This window comes from Streptomyces sp. NPDC093510, from assembly GCF_040683555.1.
Lineage (GTDB): Bacteria > Actinomycetota > Actinomycetes > Streptomycetales > Streptomycetaceae > Streptomyces.
Window position 1 is genome coordinate 288,107 of the sequence record NZ_JBFBEE010000007.1, and the last position, 23,593, is coordinate 311,699.

Sequence of the window (23,593 nt, forward strand, 5' to 3'; positions counted from 1 at the left end):
TCATCCTTTCGCCCTTCAACCGGCCACTTCCCGCAGTGCTGAGCGGCACAGCGCGTCCGCGCGGCGGGTGGTTTCCGGCAGCCGATAGCGGGGCGTGAGGTGCAGGGTGTGCGCGCAGGCCCCGTCCAGATCCATCCGGTGTCCCGCCGAGACGAAGACCGGCTTCACGCCTTCGCGGGTGCGCAGCGCGCGGCCCACCTCTTCCGCGCCGTCCAGCAGTGGCGCCGCACTCCCCCGCGGGGCGGCCGGCTCGTCGTACGCGAAGGTGAAGGGGTTCTTGGCGACGCCGATCGTCGGCAGCCCCGTCAGTACACCGAGGTGGCTCGCCAGGCCGAAGCGGCGCGGGTGGGCCACTCCGTAGCCGTCGCAGACGACGAGCCCGGGGTCGCAGCGCAGCTCGGCGAGCGCGGTGAGGACCGTCGGGATCTCGCGGAACGCCAGCAGGCCCGGCACGTAGGGGAACGTCACCGTGCCGACCGCCGTCGCATCCTCGACCACGTCGAGCGTCGCGGCGTCCAGGACGACGACGGCCGCGGCGACGATGTCGCGCTCGTCGTCGTAGGCGACGTCCACCCCGGTCACGTGTCCTGTGCCGGGCGGCGGGCCCTGTCCGTCGAGGATGACGCGATCGCGCAGTTCGTCCTGGACGGCACGTGCCGCCCGTTCGTCGGCGGGCCAGTCGGAGGGCAGTGAGTAGCTGATCATGGTGCGGGCCAGCCTAGTTGGGCGGCCGGCGCGGGACGACGGGCACGGACGGGGCCAGGATGTCCGGCATTAACGACGCGTAAAGATTGCCGGATTCAGGCAATGTCATGAACTCCGTCGGCGTGCCAGGATCGACCCGTACCGAGGTGGGCGGCGTGACGGGGGAAGTGATCCGATGGTGGTGTTTCTGGGTCTCGGCATCGCGGGCATCGTGCTGCTGACGCTCTCGCTCGTCCTGGACGGGGTCCTCGAAGGTCTCTTCGGAGGGGCGAGCGCGCTGGACGGACTGTTCGACGGGCTCCTTTCACTGCCGGTCGTCGCCGGGTTCGTGTCCATGCTCGGCTTCGGCGGGGCGCTCGTGCTCGCCGGCACCGGCCTCGGAGCGGGCCCCGCCACCGTCGCCGGAGCCTGCGCAGGGACCGGGGCGGGCTGGCTGACGTGGAAGCTCACCCGCGCCCTGATGCGCGACCAGACCGCCCGCACCCCGCGCGGCGACGACCTCGTGGGCACCGCGGGGTCCGTGGTCACCGCGATCCCGGCCGACGGCTACGGCGAGGTGCTGCTGCACCTCGCGGGCCAGCCGGTGAAGTTCGCGGCCCGCAGCTCCGCCGCCGTGGCACGGGGCACCGAGATCTGGGTCGACGCGGCGCTGTCGCCGACCTCGGTGGCGGTGCGGCCCGTGGAGCGCTGACCGCGCGCCGGTTCCGCCCCGCACCTCACGCACGGCGACCACCTCACGCACGGCGACCACCGCACGTCGGTGGCCCACCGCACGTCGGTGGCCGCAGCACGTCGGCCGCCCGCCGTACGCAACACGTAACCGATCTGCCGTCCCCTGACGGCAGAGGGGAATGCACCATGAGTCCAGTCCTGATCTCCGTCGTCGGAGTCGTCGTACTCCTCGTCCTGTTGGCGCTCGTCGTCATCACGCGCTACAAGGTCGCCGGGCCCAGCGAGGCCTTCATCGTGACCGGGCGACGCGGCAAGAAGTCCACCGACCCGGACACCGGCCGGGTCATGACCGACAACAGCGGCCAGAAGGTCGTGGTCGGCGGCGGCGTCTTCGTCGTGCCCTTCGTGCAGCAGAAGTTCACCCTCGACCTGTCCTCCCGGCACATCCCGATCGCCGTGCGCGGCGCGGTCACGCTGCGCGGTGTGAAGGCGAACCTCGAAGGCGTCGCCATCGTGAAGGTCGGCGGCACCGAGGACTCGATACGCGCCGCGGCCCAGCGGTTCCTGGTGCAGCAGGACGGCATCGTCGGCTTCACCCAGGAGGTGCTGTCCGGCGCGCTGCGCTCCATCGTGGGGCGGATGTCGGTCGAGGACATCATCCGCGACCGTGCCGCGTTCGCCGGACAGGTCGCCGAGGAGGCCGAGGCAAGCCTCTCCGGTCAGGGCCTGGTCCTGGACGCCTTCCAGATCCAGGACATCACCACCGAGGGCTCCTACCTGGAGGACCTCGGGCGTCCCGAGGCCGCCCGCGCCAAGCAGGAGGCGGACATCGCCGAGGCCGTGGCGCGGCGCGCCGCCGAGCAGGCGCGGCTGAAGGCCGAGGAGGAGATCGCGATCGCCCAGCGGACGTTCGCGCTCAAGCAGGCCGAGATCAAGGCCGAGACGGACGAAGCCGCGGCCCGTGCCGGTGCCGCCGGCCCGCTCGCCGAGGCGGCCAGGCAGCAGGACGTCCTGTCCGAGCAGGAGAAGGTCGCCCAGCGCCAGGCCGCGCTGACCGACCGCGAGCTGGACACCAAGGTCCGCAAGCCCGCCGACGCCGCGCGCTACCAGGCCGAGCAGGAGGCGGAGGCCCGCAGGATCGGTCTGGTCAAGCAGGCCGAGGCCGACGCGGAGCGGGCCCGGCTGACCGGTGAGGGTGAGAAGGCGCACCGCGCCGCGCTCGCCGACGCCGTGCGCCTGGAGGGTGAGGCGGAGGCCGCTGCGATCGGCGCGAAGGGTTCCGCCGAGGCGGAGGCGATGCACAAGAAGGCCGACGCGTTCACGCGGTACGGCGACGCCGCCGTCCTGCAGATGCTCGTCGAGGTCCTGCCGAGCGTGGTCGCCAAGGCGTCCGAGCCGCTCAGCGCGGTGGACAAGATGACGGTGATCTCCACGGACGGCGCGAGCCAGCTCTCCCGGACGGTCGCGGACAACGTCGCGCAGGGCGTCGAACTCCTCAACTCCACCACGGGAGTCGACCTCGCGGAGCTCCTGAAGAACCTCACCGGGGGCAAGCCCTCCACACCGGCGGCGCCGACACCGGCACCGGCGCCCGTCAACGGCCGCATCGAGGTGACCGACTAGCCGCCCGTCACACCGCTCGTCCGCCGCAGCGCGATCGCCAGGGTGTCGTCCTGGTGGAGCACGTCACTGAGCAGGTCCTCGGCCAGCAGGCCGGGGATCTGCTCGGTCGGTCGTGCGCGGTGCCGGCACAGGGACTGCTTGAGCCGGGCCTCGCCCGCGATGGGGTCACGGCGGCTCTCGGTGAGACCGTCCGTGTAGAGGAGCAGTACGTCGTCGGGGCCCATGGTGGTGGTCAGGACGCGGTCGCTGCCGGGCAGGGGAAAACCGATTCCGCGCCCGCGCACCTCCAGGTAGGTCGCGCTGCCGTCCCCGTGGGCGAGCAGCGCCGGGGGGTGGCTGCCGTTGGCCAGGGACAGGGTTCCGTCGGCCGGGTCCAGGCGGGCAAGGAGCAGGGTGGCCATGACGTTCTGGTCGAAGGGCGCCAGGATCGTGTCGGTCCGCGCGACGATGGTCTCCAGCGGGTGGCCTTCGAGGGCGAGGGTGCGCACCGCGTGGGTGACGGTCAGCGCGGTGCGGGTGCTGGTGATCCCGTGGCCGATCGCGTCGACGACGGTGATGTGGACGGTTCCGTCCGGGAGGGTGAACCAGTCGTACAGGTCTCCGCCCGTGGGGGCCTCGTCGCTGGCCGGTGCGTAGAGCACGGCGAGTTCCAGACCGTCGACGTGCAGCGGTCTGGGGCGCAGCGCGTCCTCCAGGGCGCGCAGGGTGCGGCCGTGGGCCGTGCGCAGCTGCTCGTCGCGCTCTTCGAGCTGCACGTACAGGGCGAGGACCCCGCTGTTCGTCTCGGCCAGTTCGTGCTTGAGCCGCTGGTGCTCGTCGGCCAGGGTGTCGGCGCGTGCCAGCGCCGCCCGGAGCTCCTCCTCGAGCAGCGCGATGTCGGTCTCGCCGTGCTGCGCGGCCGCGGCGGGGGTGGCCGGCGGGCGGCTCGCGGGCTGCCCGCCCTGGAAGGGCACGCCGTGCCCGTACGAACCGCCGCCGGGCGGCAGCGGCAGGTTCCATACGACCGTGCCGTCCGGCCGGGTGCTCGCCCGCAGCGGCAGGCGGTCCGTCGCCACCTGCGCGCCGGCGCTCTGGTGCGGCAGGCGCAGGGCGAGGGTGAGCCGGTGGGCTCCGTCCTCGCCCGTCTCGCGTCCGCTCAGCAGGGTGACGGGACGGCCGCCGCCGAGGGCCGCGGCGGCCACCTCGCTCAGCGACAGGACGAGGCGCGCCCGGTCGTCGGCGGGCAGCCGGTGTCCCAGGGCGATGCTTCGTACGGTGTGCCGCAGGGCCTTGAGCGTACGGAAGGTTTCGCGGGTCATCTCATTCCCAGGTGCGGGCCGAGGGCCAGGATGGTGGCGTCGTCACGGCGGCGGCGGTGGGTGTGGGCCAGGGAGGCGGCCAGCAGTACCGGGGGCAGCGTGAGGCGAGCGTCGGTGGGGGTGTGGGTCCACCGGTGGTCGATCCCGTCGGTGTACAGGACCACGGTGGTGTGTTCGGCGAGGTCCACGAACCGGCTCCTGGGCCTCGGCAGGTTGAAGCCGACGATGCCGGCGTGCCCGGTGAACTGGTGGTGGATGCCTCGGGGGGACAGGGTCGTGGCGCGGACGTTGCCGATGCCGCAGAACTCGGCCCGGCCGGCGGACAGGCGCAGTGCGGCGACGGCGGCGCCGCGGGTGTGCCGCAGCGCCCTGTGCAGTGCGGCGATGATGTCCACCAGGGGGGCGGTGGGGTTCGCCAGGAAGGTGCGTTCGGCGCGCTGGGCGGCCGTGGCGGCCTCGGGGCCGTGACCGAGTCCGTCGATCATCAGTGCGGTCCTGGCGCCGTCGTGTTCGGCGACCGCGTACCCGTCGCCGCTTTCCTGTTCCCCGTCGGCGGGCAGGCACAGCGCGCCCGTGGCGCCCGTGGTACGGGGCGCGTCCGGCTCGGCGAGGCGGGCGTGGGCGAGCGTCCCGAGTCCGGTTTCCGAGCGGATCGCGAAGTCGGTGGCGATGCGGCGCGCGGCGCCGAGACCGGCACCCATCGTTCTGGTGGTGCTGTAGCCGTCCCTGAGGCTCAGGGCGACGTCGGGCATGCCGGGGCCGCTGTCGACGGCGACGATGTCCATGCCACCGCGGAGCGGCGAGCGCTGGACGAACAGGGCGCCGTTCCTGGCGTGCTTGACGATGTTGCTGGCCAGCTCGCTCGCGAGGACGGCCGCCTGATCGGGCAGTGCTCCGGGCATGCCGCGCGCGACCGACCGGGCCTGATCGGCCGCACTCTGCACCGCGCTGGGATGGTCTATGGCGATGTGCAGGGTGCGTGTCGCCGCGTCGGTGTTCACCGTCGTCCGTTCCAGCGCACGGCGGTGACGGTCGTGCCATGGCCCGGCGCGGTCTGCACCTTGAACTCGTCCATGAGGCGGCGGGCGCCGCCCAGCCCGTGGCCGAGACCGGCACCGGTGGTGTACCCGTCGACGAACGCCTGGTCGAGGTCGGCGATGCCCGGCCCCTGATCGGTCACCGAGAGGCGCAGCCCGCGTCGGCCGCCCTGCCCGATGATCTCCAGGGTGACGGAGCCTCCGCCGCCGTGAACGTAGGCGTTGCGGGCCAGTTCGCTGGCGGCCGTGACGATGCGCGTCTGGTCCACGAGTCCGAAGCCGGCCCGCAGAGTCGCTTCGCGCACCGCGTGCCGCACCGCGAGCAGGTCTTCCTCCGCCCGGATGGCGTGCTCACTGCGGAAGGTCTCGCCGTCGGTGCGGGTCTGGGCCGGGACGGCGCGCGCTTCTTCGAGGTCACCGTAGAGGGACACCACGGCTCCCCTTGGGTGATGCGGCGGGCTGCCAGCCCAATGCGATCATTCCCTGCTCCGCGTTGAGGGTGGTCTCCACACCGGACAGCTGCAGCCCCAGCTCCACCAGGGTGATCGCGACCGCCGGTCGCATGCCGGCCACTATCACGCGGGCTCCGAGCAGTCGCGCCGTGGTCGTCAGTTCCATCAGCGTACGGGCCACGAACGAGTCGATGATGTCGAGCCGTGAGATGTCGATGAGGATCGCGCGCGCACGGTCGACGACGATGCGCTCCGTCAACTCCTCGGTGAAGGCGACCGCCGCCTTGTCGTCGAGTTCGTTGAGCAGACCGGTGACCAGCACATCACCGAGCCGCAGGATCGGTACGGCGCTCAAGCCGCCGTTCACCGCGCATCCGCGAACGAGGCCCGCTGTTCCGGCTGGTCGGTGAGCAGCGGAATGGCGGCGGCGAGGGCGTCGGCCAGCGTCGCGCGGGTCAGGATGGGCGACAGGTCGATGCCCAGCTGGGCGATGATCTGGGCGATCGGCGGGCGGATGCCGCTGATCACACAGTCGGCGCCCATCAGCCGTACGGCGTTGACGGTCTGCATGAGGTGGTGTGCCACCGCGGTGTCCACCGTGGGAACACCGGTGATGTCGATGATGGCGACCTGCGCCTCGTCCCGCTCGATGGCCTCCAGCAGGTTCTCCATCACGACCTGGGTGCGGGTCGTGTCGAGCGTTCCGATCAGCGGGACGGCCAGCACGTGGTCCCAGATGCGCACCACCGGCGTGGACACTTCCAGGAGTTGGCGGCTCTGTCGCCGGATGATCCCCTCGCGGCCCTCGACGAAGGTCTCGAAGGAGATGGCGCCCGCGGTGTCGAGCAGGCGGTTGATGAACAAGGCGGCCTGGTAGAGGGCGGTGACGTCACGCGTCTCCTGCTGCACCGCTTCCAGCAGGGCTTCCTTGAGCGACAGGACGGCCATGTAGGTGGCCGTGGGGGACGCGCCTCCTCTGGCGCGGCGCAGCGAGAGGTCCGTGATGGCCTGCCGCAGACTGCGGTGCGAGACCACCACGTCCTGAACGGGACAGTCCGTCTCCAGGCCGGCGAGCAGCGTCTCGACCAAGGAGTCGGCTTCCTCGTTCAGTTCGTCCTCGGTGATGCCTGTCTCCAGGACCGCCTGTTCCGACTGAAGCTGCACCCAGCGATCGGCCACCTTCTCCCCCTGCTCACGCAGGGCGGCAATGACACGCAACCGGGCCTCGGGCTCACTGGTGTTCATTCCATCCACCTTAGCAATTGTTGTCGCACGGCAAATGTTAACCGAGTTCGACGATCTTCGCAGGCAGAGGCTACGACGCGTCAACTGCGCACACCAGCAGCACCGTTGTCACCGTGATCGGGCCATGACCGACTGCGAGTACCGGGATACGCCGGAAGTAAACCCACTCGGCCGGGGGAACGGCCACGTGCCGGTCCGCGCTTCGGCCCCTGCCACGGTCAGGCGGACTCCACCGCGCGGTCGTCCGCGGTGCCGGGCCGGGGCGCCGTGCACTCCACCGACCGGCGGAACCCGCTCAATCCCTTGACCAGGGCGGAACGCTCCGCGGGCCGCATCTCCGAGATGGCTTCGAGCAGCGCACTCTCCCGGCGGGCCCGCAGTTCGTTGAGATAGCTTTCTCCCCGGCTCGACAAGCGAAGTTCGAGCTCGCGGCGACTGGCTGAACTGAGGGACCGCTCGATGAAACCCAGGGCATGGAGGCGGTCACACATACGGCTCACCGAAGACGGCGCCGACCCCAGGTACTCACCGAGGGTGCGGAGGTTGATGCCCTGCGCACCGTCCAGGGCGTAGAGCACACGCAGTTGCGACGACGACACCGGTGCCGTCGTGGTGATGTCCCTGCCCCTGCTCCACAGCACCTCGAGCAGCTCGATGACTTCCCGGGCAGCATGCGCGGGCGCACCCTCGCTGCCTCCGGCGGAAGTTTCGGAATCCATGCCCTCAACTGTGACACTTCGCAATGATCCTGTCAGTCGCTGAGGCATGGCGGGCCGACGGCTCCTTCGCAAGCTCTTCCCGTATCAAGAACGACCGAACAGGAACAGGTGGTATACGACAAGTGGACAGACTCACGGCCGTGGAGCGTGCGCTGCGCAGATCCGCACCGCACGCTCTCATCGAAGCAGTGCGGGACGCGCTCGCCGTTCACTACGCAGCCGACTCCGTGGAACTGCTCATGGCCGACTACGCGATGACCATACTCCAACCGGTCAACGCCCTCCCTGAGACCGCGACACCCGTGCCGGTCCACACCGGTGCGCTCGGCCGCGCGTTCGGCTCGCAGGAACCCCGTGTCGAGACCGAGGACCACGGGGGCCTGTGCACGGCTCACTTCCCCGTGTCCGTGCGCGGCGACCGCATCGGTGTCCTCACCGTGCGCCTCCCCGCCCCCTGCGATCCCGCCACCGTGCGAGAACTCGCCGAGGTGGCCGAGGTACTGGGCCACGAGATCGTCGTGGCCGAACGCGACACCGACCTCTATCTGCAGGCCCGGCGGGCCGACCGGCTCACCCTCGCCGCCGAGATGCAGTGGCAGTTGCTGCCCGGCCGCTCCTGCTCCCGTCCCGAGTACGACATAGGGGCCCAGCTCGAACCGGCGTACGCCATCCACGGCGACAACTTCGACTGGTCGGCCTCGGCCGACCAGTTCACCCTCACCGTCACCAACGGGATGGGCGAAGGCATTCAGGCCGCCCTGCTCACCAACCTCGCGGTCAACGCGCTGCGCAACGCCCGGCGCGCCGGGCTGTCCCTGGCCGACCAGGCCTGCCTGGCCGATCAGGCCGTCTACGGCCACTTTCAGGGCGCGGTCCATCTCTCCGTGCTGCTCCTGCGCTTCGATCTCACCACAGGGGACGTGGAGATCATCGACGCGGGCTCGCCGAAGATGTGGCGGATGCGCGACGGCAGGCCCGAGCCTGTCGAACTGGACGCCCAGCTGCCGCTCGGCATGTCCGAGGACACTCCCTACACCACGGAGCACTTCCGGGTCCGGCCGGGCGACCGGCTCCTGTTCGTCAGTGACGGCGTCTACAACACGGCGTCGCCCACGGGCGAGCGGTACAGCGAGCGCTCGCTCACCCGGGCGATGACCAACACCCGCCTCCTGCCGCCCTCGCAGGTCCCGCGCGCGGTGCTCGAGGAGCTCTCGGGGTACCGAGGTCCGATCGACGCCGACGACGACGCGATGATCGTGTGCCTCGACTGGCGGGGCCGCGACTGAGCGCGTCGCGCCGGAGAACAAGGGCGTTGAACCCGCCACTTTTCGGGCAGGAGTTCCTTTCGTACGGCCACGACCCGGGATGGCCGACCCGATGAAGGAGGAGGCTCATGCGGACACAGCACATACCGCTCGACACCGGACCGCCGGCAACCGCCACCTTCGACAAGAGGCCCGAAGCGGTCTCCGACGCGAGGGACCTGACCCGTGGCTACCTCGCGCGGCTCGGCCCTGCCGTGGACGACGAGAACGCCGCGAGCATCGAACTCGTCGTCTCCGAGCTCATCACCAACGTGGTGCGCCATGCCCGTGGCGCCCTGTGCTCGCTGCGGCTGCACGCGCAGTCCGACGTCATCACGATCGCCGTCTCCGACGCGGACCCGCGGCCGCCGCGCGAGCGGGCCCCCGATCTCGAAGGCGGCACGGGCGGCTTCGGCTGGCCCATGGTCCGGAAGCTGGCCAGAGCCGTGGGCGTCACGCACGGCCCGACCGGCAAGACGATCAGGGCGGAGCTGGCGCTGTAGCACCCCCGGCGCCCGGCCACGCGGCCGGCGCGGCGATACTCCGATCATGGACTGGGGGCTGCGTTCCGCACGGGCGGCGGACATCGAGACGATCGCCGAGCTGCGGGCCACGGTGATGCGACCGGATCTGGAGCGGCTCGGACGCTTCGACCCGCACCGGGTGCGGCAGCGGCTGCGGGACTCGTTCTCCGCCGCGCACACGTCGGTGATCGAGACGCGGGGCGCCTTCGCGGGCAGCGTCACGCTGAGGCCCGCCGAGGACGGGCGATGGCTGGAGCACTTCTACCTTGCGCCGCACGCCCAGGGGCGGGGCCTCGGCTCGGCCGTCCTGAGCCGTCTCCTGGAACGGACCGACGCCGAGAACGTGGCGGTCCGCCTGGACGTGCTGCGGGGCAGTGCCGCGGGGCGGCTGTACGAGCGGCACGGGTTCGTCGTCGAGTCCGTCGGTCCCGTCGACGTGTTCATGGTGCGCCCGCCGGGCGGCGGGCGGGCCGCGGGCGGTGCCCGTGCGGGCCGGTAGCCTCGCGATCATGTTCATTCTCGAATTGACCTACACCGCGCCGGTCTCCGCCGTCGACGAGCAGCTGGCCGCCCACGTCGACTGGCTCGACCGGCAGTACGAGGCCGGTGTCTTCATCGCGTCCGGCCGCAAGAACCCGCGCGACGGCGGCGTGATCATCGCCGTCGCCGACGACCGCGCGAGGATCGAGGAGCTCGTCGCGAAGGACCCGTTCACGGTGGCCGGGGTCTGCGCGTACCGGATCACCGAGTTCTACGCGACGAAGACGGCGCCGGCCCTCGCCCCGTACCGCGAGCAGCTGCCCTCCTAGGACGGTCTCGCCCAGCGTCACTGCAGGCGGGCGATGCGCCCCTTCTCCCCGGCGGCCCAGCAGCCCCGGTCCCGGGCGCAGTCCACGGTGTCGTACGACCCCGAATCGACCGTGCGCCAGCTGCGGCCGCCGTCCGTCGTGATGTCGGTGCCGGTCGGCCCGACGGCGAGGGCGGTGGAGCGGCTGTGCGGGAACCACGTCACGCCCGAGCGGTAGGCGGGCGGCGGGCGGCCCGCCGGGTCCCAGCGGCGGCCGCCGTCCCGGGTGACCGCGGCCGCCTGCGGGGAGGCCTGGCCCGCGCGGTAGTCGCCGCCGACCGCGATGCCGTGCGTACGGTCGCGGAAGGCGAGCCCGAAGACTCCGCGTGCCGGGTCGCCCGCCGGGACCGGCGCGTCGGTGGCCCGCCAGGTCAGCCCGCGGTCGGCGGAGTGCAGGACACGCGCGCGTGCCGCCCCGCCGGTGGCCAGCCACACGTCCCGGGGCCCCGAGCTCACCAGGCACTGGCCGCTCGCCGCGAAGCCCGCCTCGCCCTCCTGCGCGGCGGGCATGCCGGTGTCCGGCAGGACCTTCCAGGAGCGGCCGCCGTCGGCGGTGGACAGGATGCGGAACCTGCCGTCGACGGGGTCGCTCATCGCGAGGCCGTGGCGGCGGTCGAAGAAGGTCATGCAGTCGTAGAAGGCTCTGGTGTCGGTGTTGCGGAAGGACTCCGTCCAGGTGGCGCCGCCGTCCTCGGTGCGCAGCACCCGGGAGGCCTCGCCCTCGCCGATGGCGAGCACGACCGCGCGGCGGCCGTCGAAGGCCTCGATGTCGCGGAACTCCAGACCGGCGGCGCCGGGCGGAGAGACTTCGCGCCAGGTATCGCCGCCGTCGGATGTACGCAGCACCGTTCCCCCGGTGCCGGCCACCCACGCCGTGTCACGGCTGACGGCGGCGAGGCCGCGGAAGCGGGCGTCGGTGCCGCTGTCCTTGAGCTGCCAGCGCGGATACCGGTCCGGGTGGTGGCTCTGCCCGTCCGCCCCGGCGGCGCCCGGCGCCATGAGGACGGTCCCGGCGAGCGCCGCCCCGCACAGTCCCGCAAGTACCGTTCGCCTCATCGACTTCGACTTCCCCATGCCCCTCATGGCGGGCGAAGCTAGCCGACGCGCGGGGCCTCGTCCAGATGGCCGGAAGGTGTCCCCCGTGAGGTGGCCGCCGGGAACCGCGGGCGCCGCCAGGGTGTCGCGGTGACAGAGGTCACTCGGTCCGACCCACCCTCCGTGTGCACGGATCTCGTCATTCCGTCGTCTAGTCAGGTGCCGACCCCAGTCGTCCAGCAGTCAGTGAGGGAGCAGGCGTTGTCCACCGTCATCGAGCAAGCCGTAGAGGCCCGCCTGGTCGCCGCCGCGCCGCGGATGCCGACCATTCCCGCAACGCTCCACTACGACCGGCGGGACCCCTTCGCCGTGCGGATGAGCTTCCCCGCCCCCGCGACGCTCGAGGGCGTCGAGGTGTACTGGACCTTCGCCCGTGAGCTGCTCGCGCAGGGCGTCGAGCGGGCGGTGGGCGACGGGGACGTGCGCGTGCGGCCGTACGGCTTCGACCGTACGGTCGTGGAGTTCCACGCCCCCGAGGGCACCGCGATCGTCCACATCCGCACCGGGGACCTCCGCCGCTTCCTGCACCGCACGACGGCGCTGGTGCCGGTCGGCCAGGAGCACCGCCACGTCGACCTGGACCAGGACCTGGCCGAGCTGATGCGGGACGCCTGCTGAGGCGGCCCCTCGCGCCCGCCGGCGCCCCCGGGGCCCGCCCTCACGTCGAGCACCTCAATCGCCTCCGCCGCCGCTGGACGAGCGCGTCGCCTCGGCCGACGCGATCGCCGAGGCCAGCGCCTTGCGCAGGGCGCGCATCAGCTCCGTGAGTTCCGGCGACGCGCCACCGCCGCGGTCGGTCAGCTCCGCGAGCCTGTCCTTGTGCCGTCCGCGGTCCCTGCCGGTGACGAACGGGCGCACTTTTCCGGTGGCCGCGCACATGACCAGGGCCGCGTCGCTCTCGGACACCTCCGCGACCGGGCGAGGGCCGCGCAGCACCGCGGCGGCGTCGGCCTGCAGCGCCTCCGCGTACCCGGCACGCTCCAGCTCCCAGCACCGGACGGGGAAGAGACCGAGGACGCGCCTGCGCTCCTGGCGCAGATAGCCGTGTGTGGCGAGCTGGTCGCGCACCGCGCTCAGAGTGGCCCGGGAGCGGTGGGTCAGCCAGCCGCGCCAGGTGCGCGGCCGGGACTGTTCGACGAGTTCGACGAGGGCGTCGAGGACCGTGTCCCCGGTGCGGGCGCCGACGACCGGGGTGACGATGCCTCGCGTGTCGACGAGCACGCCGCGCCCGGCGAGTTCGGCGAGCGCTCCGGCGCGTACCACGAGGTGGAGGTCGGGGCCGCCGGTGAACCTGCCCTTCTCGCCATTCCACGCCAGAAGGAAGAGCCTGGCGGGCAGGGACAGCGTGCCGAAGTGCACGGCGCCTCCTCGGTCGGCGGCACGGGGCCTCGCGGTCCTCACGATAAAACGTTGACACACCGCAAGGGTCTACCTACGGTGTACAGCGGTTCTGTTGCCGTCGATAGGAGTAGGACGTTGCTCGTCTGAGGTCATGAGACATCGCGTCACGCAGCTTTCGCTGCCGTGCACGCCGTGTGCGACCTCGGCATCACGAGCCGTCCCGTCCCCCCGGCATAGGCCTTTCCTGTTTCCAGGCCTCATCCGCGCCGCGGTGTCTCGAACGCGTTGCCCCTGGCACCCCCGACAACGGTTCACACCACACAACCGCGAGGCCTGTATGTCTACCCACCCCACCTCCATCACTTGTACGTCGCTCTCCTTCGCGTGGGCCGACGGCACCGAGGTCCTCGATGGCCTTCAGGTGGCCTTCGGGCCCGGCAGGACCGGGCTCATCGGCGCCAACGGCTCAGGGAAATCAACCCTGTTGAAGCTGATCGCCGGTGAACTGACACCGGCCGAAGGCGTCGTACGCGTCTCCGGTGACGTCGGGTACCTGCCGCAGAACATCACCCTCGACACCGGTCTGCGCGTCGACGAGGTGCTCGGCATCGCCGCGACCCGCGCCGCCCTGCACGCCATCGAGGCCGGTGACGTGCGCGAGGAGCACTTCGCCACGGTCGGCGACGACTGGGACGTCGAGGAGCGCGCCGTCGCCACCCTGGACCAGCTCGGGCTCGGCCACATCGGCCTCGACCGCACCACGGGCGAGGTGTCGGGCGGCGAGTCGGTTCTGCTGCGCCTGGCGGCGCTGCTCCTGCGCCGCCCCGACGTACTGCTGCTCGACGAACCCACCAACAACCTGGACCTGTACGCCCGTCGCCGCCTGTACGCGGCCGTCGAGGCATGGTCCGGCGTCCTGGTCGTGGTCAGCCACGACCGTGAACTCCTCGACCTCGTCGACCAGATCGCCGATCTGCGGGACGGGGAGGTCAGTTGGTACGGAGGCAACTTCAGCGCGTACGAAGAGGCCCTCGCCACCGAGCAGGAGGCGGCGGAGCGCATGGTGCGCGTCGCCGAGTCCGACCTGAGGAAGCAGAAGCGCGATCTGGCCGACGCCCAGGTCAAGTTGGCCCGTCGCAAGCGGTACGGCCAGAAGATCCAGGACAGCAGGAGCCTGCCGAAGATCCTCGTGGGGGCGCGCAAGCGGGCCGCGCAGGAGTCGGCGGGCAAGCACCGCATCATGCACGAGGAGAAGCTTGCCGAGGCCAAGGAGCGCCTGGACGACGCCGTCGAGGCGGTGCGCGAGGACGACGAGATCCGCGTCGACCTGCCGCACACCCTGGTGCATCCGGGGCGCACCGTGCTCACCCTGAGCGGTCTGGAACTGCGCTACGGGGCCCGCGTGGCGGGCGAGTTCGAGCTGCGCGGCCCCGAGCGGATCGCTCTCATCGGCCGCAACGGCGCGGGCAAGACCACGCTCCTGCGCACCATCGTCGGGGAGCTGGACGCCGTCTCCGGCGAGGCACTGACGCACGTCCCGACGCGGTTCCTGCCGCAGCGCCTCGACGTGCTCGACGGCGATCTCACCGTCGCCGAGAACGTGGCGGCGTACGCCCCCGAGGCGACCAACAACCGCGTCCGGGCGCGGCTGGCCCGCTTCCTGTTCAAGGGGGCCAAGGCCGATCAGCCCGCGGCGACCCTGTCGGGCGGCGAGCGGTTCCGCGCGGCCCTCGCGGCGCTGCTGCTCGCGGAACCCGCTCCGCAGCTGCTCATGCTCGACGAGCCGACGAACAACCTCGACATGGCGAGCGTTCGGCAGCTCTCGACGGCTCTGGAGTCGTATCAGGGCGCGCTCATCGTGGCCAGTCACGACCTGCCGTTCCTGGAGTCCATCGGCATCACGCGGTGGCTGCTCCTGGACGGGGAACTCAAGGAGATCACCCAGGAAAAGAAGACAGAAGCTGTCGGGTATCACTCGTAGCGTCGGGTGCATGCACCAGGACACGCAATGGGGCACGCGCCCCTGCATCACCATCGACGGAGCCCGTGAGAACAACCTCAGGGAAGTGACCCTGCGCATCCCGAAAGGCCTGCTCACGGTCTTCACCGGGGTGTCGGGGTCCGGGAAGTCGTCGGTCGTCTTCGACACGATCGCGGTGGAGTCGCAGCGCCAGCTGAACGAGACCTTCACGTGGTTCGTCCGCAACCGACTGCCGAAGTACGAGCGGCCGCACGCGGACGCCATCGAGGAGCTCTCCCCCGCGATCGTCGTCGACCAGAAGCCGATCGGCGGCCACTCCCGCTCGACCGTGGGCACGATGACGGACATCTACTCCGTGATCCGCGTGCTGTTCTCCCGGCACGGCACACCGAGCGCGGGCCCGGCGACGGCGTACTCGTTCAACGACCCGTCGGGCATGTGCCCCGAGTGCGACGGTCTCGGCCGCACGGTGCGCCCCGACTACGGCCGCATCCTCGACCCCGCCAGGTCCCTGGCGGACGGCGCGATCCTCTTCCCGCCGTTCGCCGTGGGGACCTGGCAGGGCCAGACGTACACCAACACCACCGAGCTGGACACGCACAAGCCGGTCGGTGAATTCACCGACGCGGAGCGGCAGTTCCTGCTGCGCGGCGACAGCCGTCGCAAGAAGGTCAGCGTCAACAACACGGGCGGCGCGCGGGACATCGACTACGAGGGGCTCGCCGACCGCTTCGAGCGGCTCTACCTCAACCGCGATCTGTCCACCCTCTCCCAGCGGACCCGCGACATGGTGCAGGGCTTCCTGCACCAAGGCGCCTGCCCGGCCTGCCGGGGTGCCAGGCTCAACCCGGCGGCGCTCGCCACCCGTATCAACGGTCTGGGCATCGCCGACTGCACCCGCATGGAAGTCACCGATCTCATCAAGGAGTTGGCGGCCATCGACGACGCGGTGGCGGGACCGATCGCCCGGGCCGCCGTGGCGGCCCTGGAGCGGATCGAGGCGATCGGCCTCGGCTATCTCAGCCTGGACCGGGAGACGTCCACGCTCTCCGGCGGCGAGGGTCAGCGCCTGAAGATGGTGCGCCACCTCGGCTCCAGCCTCACCGGCATGACGTACATCTTCGACGAGCCGAGCGTCGGGCTGCACCCGCGCGACGTGGGACGCCTCAACGACCTCCTGCTGCGCCTGCGCGACAAGGGCAACACCGTCCTCGTCGTCGAGCACGACCCGGACGTGATCGCGGTCGCCGACCACGTCGTCGACATGGGTCCGGCGGCGGGTGCCGGCGGCGGCCTGGTCGTCTTCGAGGGCACACCGGACGAGCTGCGCCGCGCCGATACCCTCACCGGCCGCCACCTGCGGCGCGCCACCGGCGTCAAGGAGCACCCGCGCGAGGCGACCGGCGGCCGTTGGATCGAGGGCGCCGATCTGCACAACCTCAAGAACGTGAGCGTGCGGGTGCCCACCGGAGTGCTCACGGCGGTCACCGGCGTCGCGGGCTCGGGCAAGAGCACGCTGGTGTCGAAGGCGTTCACCGCCGCGCACCCGGACGCGGTGGTCGTGGACCAGTCGTCCATCGGCATCTCGGGCCGCTCGACCCCGGCGACGTATCTCGGGATCATGGACACGGTCCGCAAGCTGTTCGCGCGCGGGACCGGCGCGAAGGCGAGCCTGTTCAGCTTCAACTCCCATGGTGCGTGCGAGCGTTGCCAGGGGCGCGGGATCATCTACAGCGACCTGGCGTTCATGGACCCGGTGACCACGACGTGCGAGGCGTGCGAGGGGCGGCGCTTCAAGGACGAGGTGCTGCGGCTGACCCTGGACGGGCGGTCCGTCGTGGACGTGCTGGAGATGACGGCCGATCAGGCCCTGGAGTTCTTCGAGCGCTTCGACGACACGTCGGTGCGCCGCCGTCTGCGCGCGCTGCGGGACGTGGGCCTCACCTACCTCACGCTCGGGCAGCCGCTGAGCACGCTCTCCGGCGGCGAGCGCCAACGCATCAAGCTGGCCACCCAGTTGCACCGCACGGGCACGACGTACGTCCTGGACGAGCCGACCGCCGGCCTGCACATGGCGGACGTTGACGGGCTGCTCGCGATGCTCGACCGGCTGGTCGACGCGGGGAACACCGTCCTGGTCGTCGAGCACAACCTCAACGTCGTCAAGCACGCGGACTGGGTGATCGACCTCGGCCCCGACGGCGGCAAGCACGGCGGGCGGATCGTGTTCGAGGGGACGCCCGCGCAGCTTCTGCGGGCCGAGGGGTCGTTCACGGCGGAGCACCTCCGAGGCGCTCTGGGCGGGGGCACGCCCCGCGCTGCATGATGTGCGGCACTGTCCCGCCCGCGTGAGGAGAGCAATCCGTGCCCAGCAAGAAGGCCCTGATCCGCCGCCCGGGACCGCGCCTCGCCGAGGGCCTGGTCACCCACCTGGACCGCACACCGGTCGACACGCGGCTCGCGGCGCGGCAGTGGGAGGCGTACGTGGCGGCGCTGGACGGGCACGGCTGGGAGACCTTCGAGGCCGAGCCGGCCGACGACTGCCCGGACGCGGTCTTCGTGGAGGACGCGGTGGTGGTCTTCCGGAACGTGGCGCTCATCGCGCGGTCGGGGGCCGAGTCCCGGCGCGGCGAGACACCGGGCGTCGAGGAGGCGGTGGGCAGGCTCGGCTGCTCGGTGAACCGGGTGTGGGAGCCGGGCACGCTCGACGGCGGCGACGTCCTCAAGATCGGCGACACGGTCTATGTGGGGCGGGGCGGCAGGACCGACGCGGAGGGGGTGCGGCAGCTGCGGGCGGTCTTCGAGCCGCTCGGGGCGCGGGTGGTCGCCGTCCCCGTGACCAAGGTGCTGCATCTGAAGTCCGGGGTGACGGCACTGCCCGACGGGACGGTGATCGGGTACGAGCCGCTGGTCGACAGCGCCTCGCTCTTCCCCCGCTTCCTGCCCGTACCGGAGGAGGCGGGCGCGCACGTGGTGCTGCTCGGCGGCGCGAAGCTGCTCATGTCGGCGAGTGCGCCGAAGAGCGCGGAGCTTTTCGCCGATCTCGGATTTGATCCGGTTCTCGTGGATATCCGTGAGTTCGAGAAACTCGAAGGCTGTGTGACGTGCCTCTCAGTTCGCCTTCGCGATCTGTACGCCTGACCAGTACTGAGGCCTTTGTTGCAGCAGAGACGGGTGGTGCCCTGGCTCACAGCCTCTTTACGGAGGGTTTAACCTACGGCAACGTAACCTACGAGACCGTAGGTAGTGCATCGCTCGCACTGCTCGTAAGTACTCCCGTCCCTCTATGGAGCCCACGTGACGATCACCTCTCCCCACCTCGGCAGCGCGGACAGCTGGACCGATGCCCGTCTGCTCTACGCGCTGGAGGAAGTGGTCGAGCAGGAACTCAATCGCCACCTCAAGGTGGCCAAGGACTGGATGCCCCACGAGTACGTCCCGTTCTCCGACGCCCGCAACTTCCCCGGTTTCTTCGAGGACGGCGAGGCGTGGGAGAAGGGCCAGTCCCCGGTCACCGACATCGGGCGCATCGCCCTGGTGGTCAACCTGCTCACCGAGGACAACCTCCCCAGCTACCACCACGAGATCGCCTCCCTCTTCGGCCGCGACGGCGCCTGGGGCACCTGGGTGCACCGCTGGACGGCCGAGGAGGGCCGCCACGGCATCGTGATGCGCGACTACCTCCTCGCCTCGCGCGCCGTCGACCCGGACCAGCTGGAGCAGTTCCGGATGGTGCACATGAGCGAGGGCTTCGAGTCGGACAACCGCCACTCGATGCTCCACTCGGTCGCGTACGTCGCCTTCCAGGAGCTCGCGACCCGCATCTCGCACCGCAACACCGGACATCAGTCGGGCGACCCGGTCTGCGACCGCATGCTGGCGCGCATCGCGACCGACGAAAACCTCCACATGGTCTTCTACCGCAACCTCCTGAAGGCCGCCTTCGAGCTCGCCCCCGACCTGACCATGCAGGCCGTGCGCGACGTGGTGGTCAACTTCCGGATGCCCGGCCACGGCATGCCCGGCTTCGAGCGTGCCGCCGCGCAGATGGCCATCGGCGAGGTGTACAACCTGCGCATCCACCACGACGACGTGCTCCAGCCCGTGCTGCGCTTCCTGAAGGTCCTGGAGATCGACGGCCTCGGCCCCGAGGGGCTGCAGGCACAGGAGGAGCTCGGCTTCTACATGAGCGGCCTCGACGCCGAGGCGTCGAAGTTCGACGAGAGGCTGGCGGCACGCAAGGCCCGCATGGCGTCCCGGGGCGCCTGACCTTTCCGGCACAGGGCCCCAGGGGCCTGTGAAGGGGGCGGGGCGGCTGGATTCGAACCAGCGTGTTCCGGTTTTGGAGACCGGTGCGACTGCCTCTGCGCTACGACCCCGCCCTTGCGGGAAATCGTACGCTCCGCCCCTCCGCGTCAGCGGTGGACGCTGCGCACCGCCGCGACGTCCGGCGCCACCGCGGGGGCGGGGATGCCCGCGCTCAACGCCCCGAGGCGCCGCTTGACGCTCGCCGCGATGCCCTGGCCGAGCACGAAACGGGTGGGGGTGTACGCGAGTTCGGCGGTGTCGAGGAGCCGGTGGGCCTCCCGGCTGCGCATCCCCGTGTGCGTCAGCACCAGGTGGGTCAGACGGTGCTCCCCGGCGGCGAGCGCGGCCGCGACAGTCGCGGCCGCCTCGTCGTCCACGTGGTTGTCGGCCGCGCCGAGTGCCCCGGCCGCGCGTACCCGGCCCAGGTCGAGCAGTTCCACCCCCGCGCCCACCGACGCGGTGACCAGGCGGGCCGCGGCGCGCGGTCCGATGCCGTTGCTGGCGACGGACAGCCGGCCGAGCCCGCCGTACGGACCGCGGTCCAGCGCCGAGGCCAGCAGCAGCGCGCCCTCGTCGCCCAACCGCGCGGCCGATACGTACAGTTCACGCACCGCGCCCTGGGCGATCAGCTCCGCCAGCGGTACGACACCGTCCCTCCCCAGCGGATTGCCGCCCAGGAAGATCCGCTCGACGCGTCGACCGGTGCCTGCGGCCGCGAGGAGCGCGTCGGCGAGGACGGTGAGCCCGGCCGCGTCGAGGCCGGTCTGGACGAGGTCGAGCGTGCGCAACGCTCTTACGGACGCGATCAGTCCCGCTGCCGCGCGACCGCCCTCCGGCCCCAGCGGATTGCGCTTCAGCCAGACTCCCGTCACGACCTGCGGCGAGGCACGCAGCTGGTCGGCGATGCGGCAGGCGCCGCCCGCGGTGATGCCGTTGCAGCCGAGGTAGAGGGTCTCGACGCCGGTCGCGCCCGCGCCGCCCGCCACGTCCGCCGCCCCCGCGTCACCGAGACCGTCCGTGCCGAGCAGCAAGTGCCGTACAGGAGAGGCGGCTTCGTGCCGTGCCGGGGCGGCGGCCCGGGCGTCCCGCAGCGCCTCGGCGACGAGAGCCGCGCCGCGCGCGCCGATCGCCTGCTTGCACAGGTCGAGCCGTCCGTCGGGGAGCACGGTCCCCGCCGTGAAGTCGAGCCGTTCACCCGCCGGGCTCCCGGCCCTCAACCAGTCGAGCATGGGCGCCAGTTCGGACACCGGCCGGGGCACGACGCGCGGCACTCCGGCGGACAGGTCCTCGCTCACCACTGCGCCTCCCGGTAGTCCTTGAGGAAGACGCCCGAGACGGGCGCGCCGGCCTCGCCCCGCACGATCGGGTCGTAGATCCTGGCCGCGCCGTCCACGACGTCGAGCGGTGTGCGAAAGCCCGCGCCCGCGATGCGGTCCTTCTTCGGCGCGGGGTTCTCGTCCGTGATCCAGCCTGTGTCGACAGCGCACATGTGCACGCCCTGCTCGGCGAGTTCGGCGGCGCTGGTACGGGTGAGCATGTTCAGGGCCGCCTTCGCCATGTTCGTGTGCGGGTGCCCGCCCATCTTGTTGCGCACGGCGAAGCGGCCCTCGACGGCCGCCACGTTCACGATGTACGTGCGGGGGCGCGGCGACGCGAGGAGCAACGGCAGCAGCCGGTCGCAGAGCAGGGCCGGGGCGAGCGCGTTGACCAGCTGGGTCTCCAGGACCTCGGCGGGATCGAGGCCGCCGAGCCGGGCCGACCAGGAGTTCTCCGGTGCGGGGTCCGGGAGCAGCCCGGCCTCGTCGGCGTCACGCAGCACCAGGGCGAGGGCGCCCTGCCCGGCGGCTCCCGGGGCGGCACCCGCCGTGGGCATCGGCCGGAAGCCGGGGGCGCTCCGGGCGAGGGCGGGCAGCCCGTCCGTCTCCCCCGCTGTGAGGGCCGCGTACGACTCGGGCGGTCGCCGTACCGTCTGCGCCGCGTTGTTGACGAGGATGTCGAGCGGCTCGCCCCGCTGCCGCAGCTCCTCGCACAGGCCGAGCACCTGGCGTGGGTCGCGCAGGTCGACGGCGAGCACGGTGAGCCGGTCGAGCCATGCCGCGCTGCCCGGCACCGCGCGAAAGCGCCGCTCGGTGTCGTGCGGGAAGCGGCTGGTGACGAGGAGTTCGGCGCCGTCCCGCAGCATCATCAGGGCGAGCTGGAAGCCGATCTTCACGCGGCCCCCGGTGAGCAGGGCGCGCCGCCCGCGGAGGTCCGTGGTGAGCGCGCGCCGGGAGCGGTTGTCGGCCGCGCAGGCCGGGCAGAGCCGGTGGTAGAAGGAGTCGACCTGTCGATACGACGTCTTGCACACATAGCAGGGCCGTGGGCGCAGGAAGACGCCGCCCGCGCCCTCGGCGGACAGGGGCGCGTCCTCGCGGCGGTCGCCCGCGCCGGTCGCGGTGGCGGCCATCGCGGCCGCGTCGGCGGCGGACAGTTCGGCGCCGCGCGCCTTGCGTCTGCGCAGCCGGCCGTCACGGGCGAAGGACGCGGCGACCTGCTCGGCGCGCAGCCGCACCGGATCGTCGACGGGCAGCTCCCGGAGTCTGCCGACCACGTCGTGGAAGGCCGCGAGGTCCGCCTCGCTGATCCCGCCGCTCTCACCCATGTGTTCCTGCCCGCGTGTTCCGTGCCCGTGGTCCCGGCCGGATTCGAACCGGCGTATCCGCCTTGAGAGGGCGGCGAGTCTGCCTCTGCTCTACAGGACCCGCGCCGCACGCCCCGCGTGCGGCGCCTGGATCGTAACCACCGGCGCGCCCCTGTGTCGCCTCGGTTTCCCGGGCGGCGCCACCGTCTCAGGGGGCGAAGACGGTACTGGCCAGGGCCACGTGGACGGCGGTGCCGCCGAGGATGCTCAACAGCGCGTTGCGGCGCCAGAGGTGAAGGCCCACGGTGACCGCGACGGCCGCCGCCGGGGCCGAAGCGGACGTGCCCGCGAGGGGCAGGTCGCGCAGGCAGTAGAGGACGAGGATCACCATGACGCCCGCGGGCATGCGGGCGGCGAGGTACTGGACGGTGCCGCTCTCGCGCAGCGGGACGAGGGCGGCGAAGGGCAGGGCGCGCAGGGCCCAGGTGACGGCGGCGGTGACGAGGACCGCGGCGATGGCGTACCTGGTGTCAGGCATGGCTCGGCGTCCTCCGGGCGGCCAGGTGGCGGGCCAGGAGCCCCACGGTGAACAGGGCGAAGGCGGCCAGGAGCAGCTCGCCGGGGAAGACAAGGCGGGCGAACAGGGCGCTGAGCAGGGCGAGTACGGGCGTGGGCAGGTCACCGCGCAGGTCCCGTACGGCGTCGACGGCGAGCACGGTGAACAGGGCGGTCAGCGCGAAGTCCAGGCCCCTGACGCTGTCGGGGATGAGCGAGCCGAGCAGCGCACCGGCGACCGAGCCGGCCACCCAGTACAGATGCAGGAGGAGCTGCAGCCCGAGGATGCGCCGGCCCGGCCAGGAGCGGGCCCGCTCCCCCGAGGTCAGGGCGAACGCCTCGTCGCTGAGCGCGAACGTCCCGTACGCCTTGCCGGCCCGCCCTTCGACACGGTGCAGCGGGTAGGACAGCGCGTAGAACACGTGCCGGACGTTCACCATGAAGGCGGCCCCGGCGATCGAGGCCAGCGGGGCGACGGCGGTGACCATGCCGATGAGCAGGAATTCGAACGAGCCCGCGTAGACGAGCGCGGCGGACAGGCCCGCCCACCACCAGTCGAGTCCTGAATGGGTGACAAGGGCCCCGAAGGCGAGCCCGAGCGGCAGGAACGCGAGTCCTACGGAGGCGGTGTCCCCGAACGCGGTCCGCAGCCCCGCGAGGGGACGTGGAGGGGGGACGGAAGTGGACACAGGAGTGGCGTCGGCGACGGGTGGTGCTATTCGCATGCCGACATTTTATGAAGATCCACGCCTAATTTGATTGCCGATAGTGGCTCTATGATGGGCCTGTGAGCAATGAAATTCGCCTTGACGCCCTGGATCACGACATTTTGTTTCACCTGCGCCAGGACGGCCGTCTCACCAACGTCGAGCTGGCCAAACGCGTGGGCCTGACCGCGCCTCCCTGTCTGCGTCGGGTCAAACGTCTGGAGGAGGCGGGTGTCATCGCCGGCTATCACGCCGTCATCGACACCGCGGCGCTCGGGCGCGGTCTCGAAGTCCTCATCGACGTCGAGGTCAGCGCCAACGACCGCGACACGTACCTCGAGTTCGAAGAGGTCGTGGCCTCCTACGAGGAGGTCATAGAGGTTCGGCGCATGTTCGGCCGCCCCGACTACTTCATCCGCGTCGCGGTCGCCGACCACGCCGCCTACGAGGCATTCCTCACCGGCAAGCTCACCGGCCTCCCCTGTGTCCTGCGCGTCGACTCCCACCTGACGATGAAAACGGTCAAGCCGGGACTCTGACCCCGGCACCCGATTTACGAA

25 protein-coding genes and 2 tRNA genes are annotated in these 23,593 nt (G+C 71.5%); 12 read left to right on the forward strand and 15 right to left on the reverse strand.

What is annotated here, in order from left to right:
* Positions 1 to 15 precede the first annotated feature (15 nt).
* On the reverse strand, positions 16 to 705 hold the full coding sequence (locus tag AB0N81_RS13945) for an endonuclease V (RefSeq protein WP_365358033.1): 690 nt from the start codon (positions 703 to 705) through the stop codon (positions 16 to 18).
* Positions 706 to 880: 175 nt separating this feature from the next.
* Between AB0N81_RS13945 and AB0N81_RS13950 the strand changes: the two genes are divergently transcribed.
* Complete coding sequence (locus AB0N81_RS13950) at positions 881 to 1,396, forward strand: hypothetical protein (protein WP_365358034.1); 516 nt, start codon at positions 881 to 883, stop codon at positions 1,394 to 1,396.
* Positions 1,397 to 1,563: 167 nt separating this feature from the next.
* Complete coding sequence (locus AB0N81_RS13955; protein ID WP_365358035.1) at positions 1,564 to 3,000, forward strand: SPFH domain-containing protein; 1,437 nt, start codon at positions 1,564 to 1,566, stop codon at positions 2,998 to 3,000.
* Here AB0N81_RS13955 and AB0N81_RS13960 read toward each other — a convergent pair.
* The 6 genes from AB0N81_RS13960 to AB0N81_RS13985 form a co-directional block, all read right to left on the reverse strand.
* A complete protein-coding gene (locus AB0N81_RS13960; protein WP_365358036.1) occupies positions 2,997 to 4,298 on the reverse strand; it encodes a PP2C family protein-serine/threonine phosphatase in 1,302 nt (433 codons plus the stop codon). The two genes, AB0N81_RS13955 and AB0N81_RS13960, sit on opposite strands and share 4 nt — an antisense overlap.
* On the reverse strand, positions 4,295 to 5,299 hold the full coding sequence (locus AB0N81_RS13965; protein ID WP_365358037.1) for a SpoIIE family protein phosphatase: 1,005 nt from the start codon (positions 5,297 to 5,299) through the stop codon (positions 4,295 to 4,297). Before AB0N81_RS13965 ends, AB0N81_RS13960 begins: the two co-directional genes overlap by 4 nt.
* A complete protein-coding gene (locus AB0N81_RS13970) occupies positions 5,296 to 5,679 on the reverse strand; it encodes an anti-sigma regulatory factor (RefSeq protein WP_365358105.1) in 384 nt (127 codons plus the stop codon). The genes AB0N81_RS13965 and AB0N81_RS13970 overlap by 4 nt, the downstream gene beginning before the upstream one ends.
* Positions 5,680 to 5,749: 70 nt before the next feature.
* On the reverse strand, positions 5,750 to 6,154 hold the full coding sequence (locus AB0N81_RS13975; RefSeq protein WP_365358038.1) for an STAS domain-containing protein: 405 nt from the start codon (positions 6,152 to 6,154) through the stop codon (positions 5,750 to 5,752).
* A complete protein-coding gene (locus tag AB0N81_RS13980) occupies positions 6,151 to 7,032 on the reverse strand; it encodes an STAS domain-containing protein (protein WP_365358039.1) in 882 nt (293 codons plus the stop codon). Before AB0N81_RS13980 ends, AB0N81_RS13975 begins: the two co-directional genes overlap by 4 nt.
* 218 nt (positions 7,033 to 7,250) lie before the next feature.
* On the reverse strand, positions 7,251 to 7,751 hold the full coding sequence (locus AB0N81_RS13985) for a MarR family transcriptional regulator (protein WP_365358040.1): 501 nt from the start codon (positions 7,749 to 7,751) through the stop codon (positions 7,251 to 7,253).
* 122 nt (positions 7,752 to 7,873) lie between these two features.
* Here AB0N81_RS13985 and AB0N81_RS13990 point away from each other — a divergent pair, with 122 nt between their 5' ends.
* The 4 genes from AB0N81_RS13990 to AB0N81_RS14005 all read left to right on the forward strand — a co-directional run bounded on the left by AB0N81_RS13990 (position 7,874) and on the right by AB0N81_RS14005 (position 10,388).
* Entirely contained in the window at positions 7,874 to 9,037 is a 1,164-nt protein-coding gene (locus AB0N81_RS13990; protein ID WP_365358041.1) for a PP2C family protein-serine/threonine phosphatase, read from the forward strand.
* A 107-nt stretch (positions 9,038 to 9,144) separates the two neighbouring features.
* Positions 9,145 to 9,558 carry an ATP-binding protein gene (locus tag AB0N81_RS13995; protein WP_365358042.1) on the forward strand — a complete coding sequence of 138 codons (414 nt, stop codon included), beginning with the start codon at positions 9,145 to 9,147 and terminating at the stop codon, positions 9,556 to 9,558.
* Between the two features lie 46 nt (positions 9,559 to 9,604).
* Positions 9,605 to 10,078, forward strand: coding sequence for a GNAT family N-acetyltransferase (locus AB0N81_RS14000; RefSeq protein WP_365358043.1), 474 nt, complete (start codon positions 9,605 to 9,607; stop codon positions 10,076 to 10,078).
* A gap of 10 nt (positions 10,079 to 10,088) precedes the next feature.
* Positions 10,089 to 10,388, forward strand: a complete 300-nt coding sequence (locus tag AB0N81_RS14005) for a YciI family protein (RefSeq protein WP_365358044.1) — start codon at positions 10,089 to 10,091, stop codon at positions 10,386 to 10,388.
* A gap of 17 nt (positions 10,389 to 10,405) precedes the next feature.
* Here AB0N81_RS14005 and AB0N81_RS14010 read toward each other — a convergent pair whose 3' ends face one another.
* Positions 10,406 to 11,425 carry an oxidoreductase gene (locus AB0N81_RS14010; protein ID WP_365358106.1) on the reverse strand — a complete coding sequence of 340 codons (1,020 nt, stop codon included), beginning with the start codon at positions 11,423 to 11,425 and terminating at the stop codon, positions 10,406 to 10,408.
* Between the two features lie 297 nt (positions 11,426 to 11,722).
* Between AB0N81_RS14010 and AB0N81_RS14015 the strand changes: the two genes are divergently transcribed.
* On the forward strand, positions 11,723 to 12,139 hold the full coding sequence (locus AB0N81_RS14015) for an SsgA family sporulation/cell division regulator (protein WP_365358045.1): 417 nt from the start codon (positions 11,723 to 11,725) through the stop codon (positions 12,137 to 12,139).
* 54 nt (positions 12,140 to 12,193) lie between these two features.
* On the opposite strand, the gene AB0N81_RS14020 is transcribed toward AB0N81_RS14015, so the two are convergent.
* Positions 12,194 to 12,880 (reverse strand): GPP34 family phosphoprotein, encoded by a 687-nt coding sequence (locus tag AB0N81_RS14020; RefSeq protein ID WP_365358046.1) that lies wholly within the window; start codon positions 12,878 to 12,880, stop codon positions 12,194 to 12,196.
* Between the two features lie 319 nt (positions 12,881 to 13,199).
* Between AB0N81_RS14020 and AB0N81_RS14025 the strand changes: the two genes are divergently transcribed.
* The 4 genes from AB0N81_RS14025 to AB0N81_RS14040 all read left to right on the forward strand — a co-directional run bounded on the left by AB0N81_RS14025 (position 13,200) and on the right by AB0N81_RS14040 (position 19,112).
* Entirely contained in the window at positions 13,200 to 14,843 is a 1,644-nt protein-coding gene (locus AB0N81_RS14025; protein ID WP_365358047.1) for an ABC-F family ATP-binding cassette domain-containing protein, read from the forward strand.
* 10 nt (positions 14,844 to 14,853) lie between these two features.
* Positions 14,854 to 17,169: an excinuclease ABC subunit UvrA gene (locus AB0N81_RS14030; RefSeq protein ID WP_365358048.1), complete on the forward strand. Its 2,316-nt coding sequence runs from the start codon at positions 14,854 to 14,856 to the stop codon at positions 17,167 to 17,169.
* A 38-nt stretch (positions 17,170 to 17,207) separates the two neighbouring features.
* The gene (gene ddaH / locus AB0N81_RS14035) at positions 17,208 to 17,984 is read left to right on the forward strand and encodes a dimethylargininase (protein WP_365358049.1); all 777 of its coding nucleotides are present in this window, start codon (positions 17,208 to 17,210) and stop codon (positions 17,982 to 17,984) included.
* Positions 17,985 to 18,140: 156 nt separating this feature from the next.
* Positions 18,141 to 19,112, forward strand: a complete 972-nt coding sequence (locus AB0N81_RS14040) for an acyl-ACP desaturase (RefSeq protein ID WP_365358050.1) — start codon at positions 18,141 to 18,143, stop codon at positions 19,110 to 19,112.
* 36 nt (positions 19,113 to 19,148) lie between these two features.
* Here AB0N81_RS14040 and AB0N81_RS14045 read toward each other — a convergent pair.
* The 6 genes from AB0N81_RS14045 to AB0N81_RS14070 form a co-directional block, all read right to left on the reverse strand.
* Positions 19,149 to 19,224: transfer RNA gene (locus AB0N81_RS14045), tRNA-Trp, on the reverse strand.
* Positions 19,225 to 19,258: 34 nt separating this feature from the next.
* Positions 19,259 to 20,446 carry a ribonuclease inhibitor gene (locus tag AB0N81_RS14050; RefSeq protein WP_365358051.1) on the reverse strand — a complete coding sequence of 396 codons (1,188 nt, stop codon included), beginning with the start codon at positions 20,444 to 20,446 and terminating at the stop codon, positions 19,259 to 19,261.
* Positions 20,443 to 21,792 carry an SDR family oxidoreductase gene (locus AB0N81_RS14055; protein WP_365358052.1) on the reverse strand — a complete coding sequence of 450 codons (1,350 nt, stop codon included), beginning with the start codon at positions 21,790 to 21,792 and terminating at the stop codon, positions 20,443 to 20,445. The genes AB0N81_RS14050 and AB0N81_RS14055 overlap by 4 nt, the downstream gene beginning before the upstream one ends.
* A 28-nt stretch (positions 21,793 to 21,820) precedes the next feature.
* Positions 21,821 to 21,892: transfer RNA gene (locus AB0N81_RS14060), tRNA-Glu, on the reverse strand.
* Between the two features lie 87 nt (positions 21,893 to 21,979).
* Complete coding sequence (locus AB0N81_RS14065; RefSeq protein WP_365358053.1) at positions 21,980 to 22,309, reverse strand: AzlD domain-containing protein; 330 nt, start codon at positions 22,307 to 22,309, stop codon at positions 21,980 to 21,982.
* The gene (locus tag AB0N81_RS14070) at positions 22,302 to 23,051 is read right to left on the reverse strand and encodes an AzlC family ABC transporter permease (protein ID WP_365358054.1); all 750 of its coding nucleotides are present in this window, start codon (positions 23,049 to 23,051) and stop codon (positions 22,302 to 22,304) included. The genes AB0N81_RS14065 and AB0N81_RS14070 overlap by 8 nt, the downstream gene beginning before the upstream one ends.
* A 62-nt stretch (positions 23,052 to 23,113) precedes the next feature.
* On the opposite strand from AB0N81_RS14070, the gene AB0N81_RS14075 reads away from it, so the two are divergent.
* Positions 23,114 to 23,572, forward strand: coding sequence for an Lrp/AsnC family transcriptional regulator (locus AB0N81_RS14075; protein WP_365358055.1), 459 nt, complete (start codon positions 23,114 to 23,116; stop codon positions 23,570 to 23,572).
* Positions 23,573 to 23,593 lie beyond the last annotated feature (21 nt).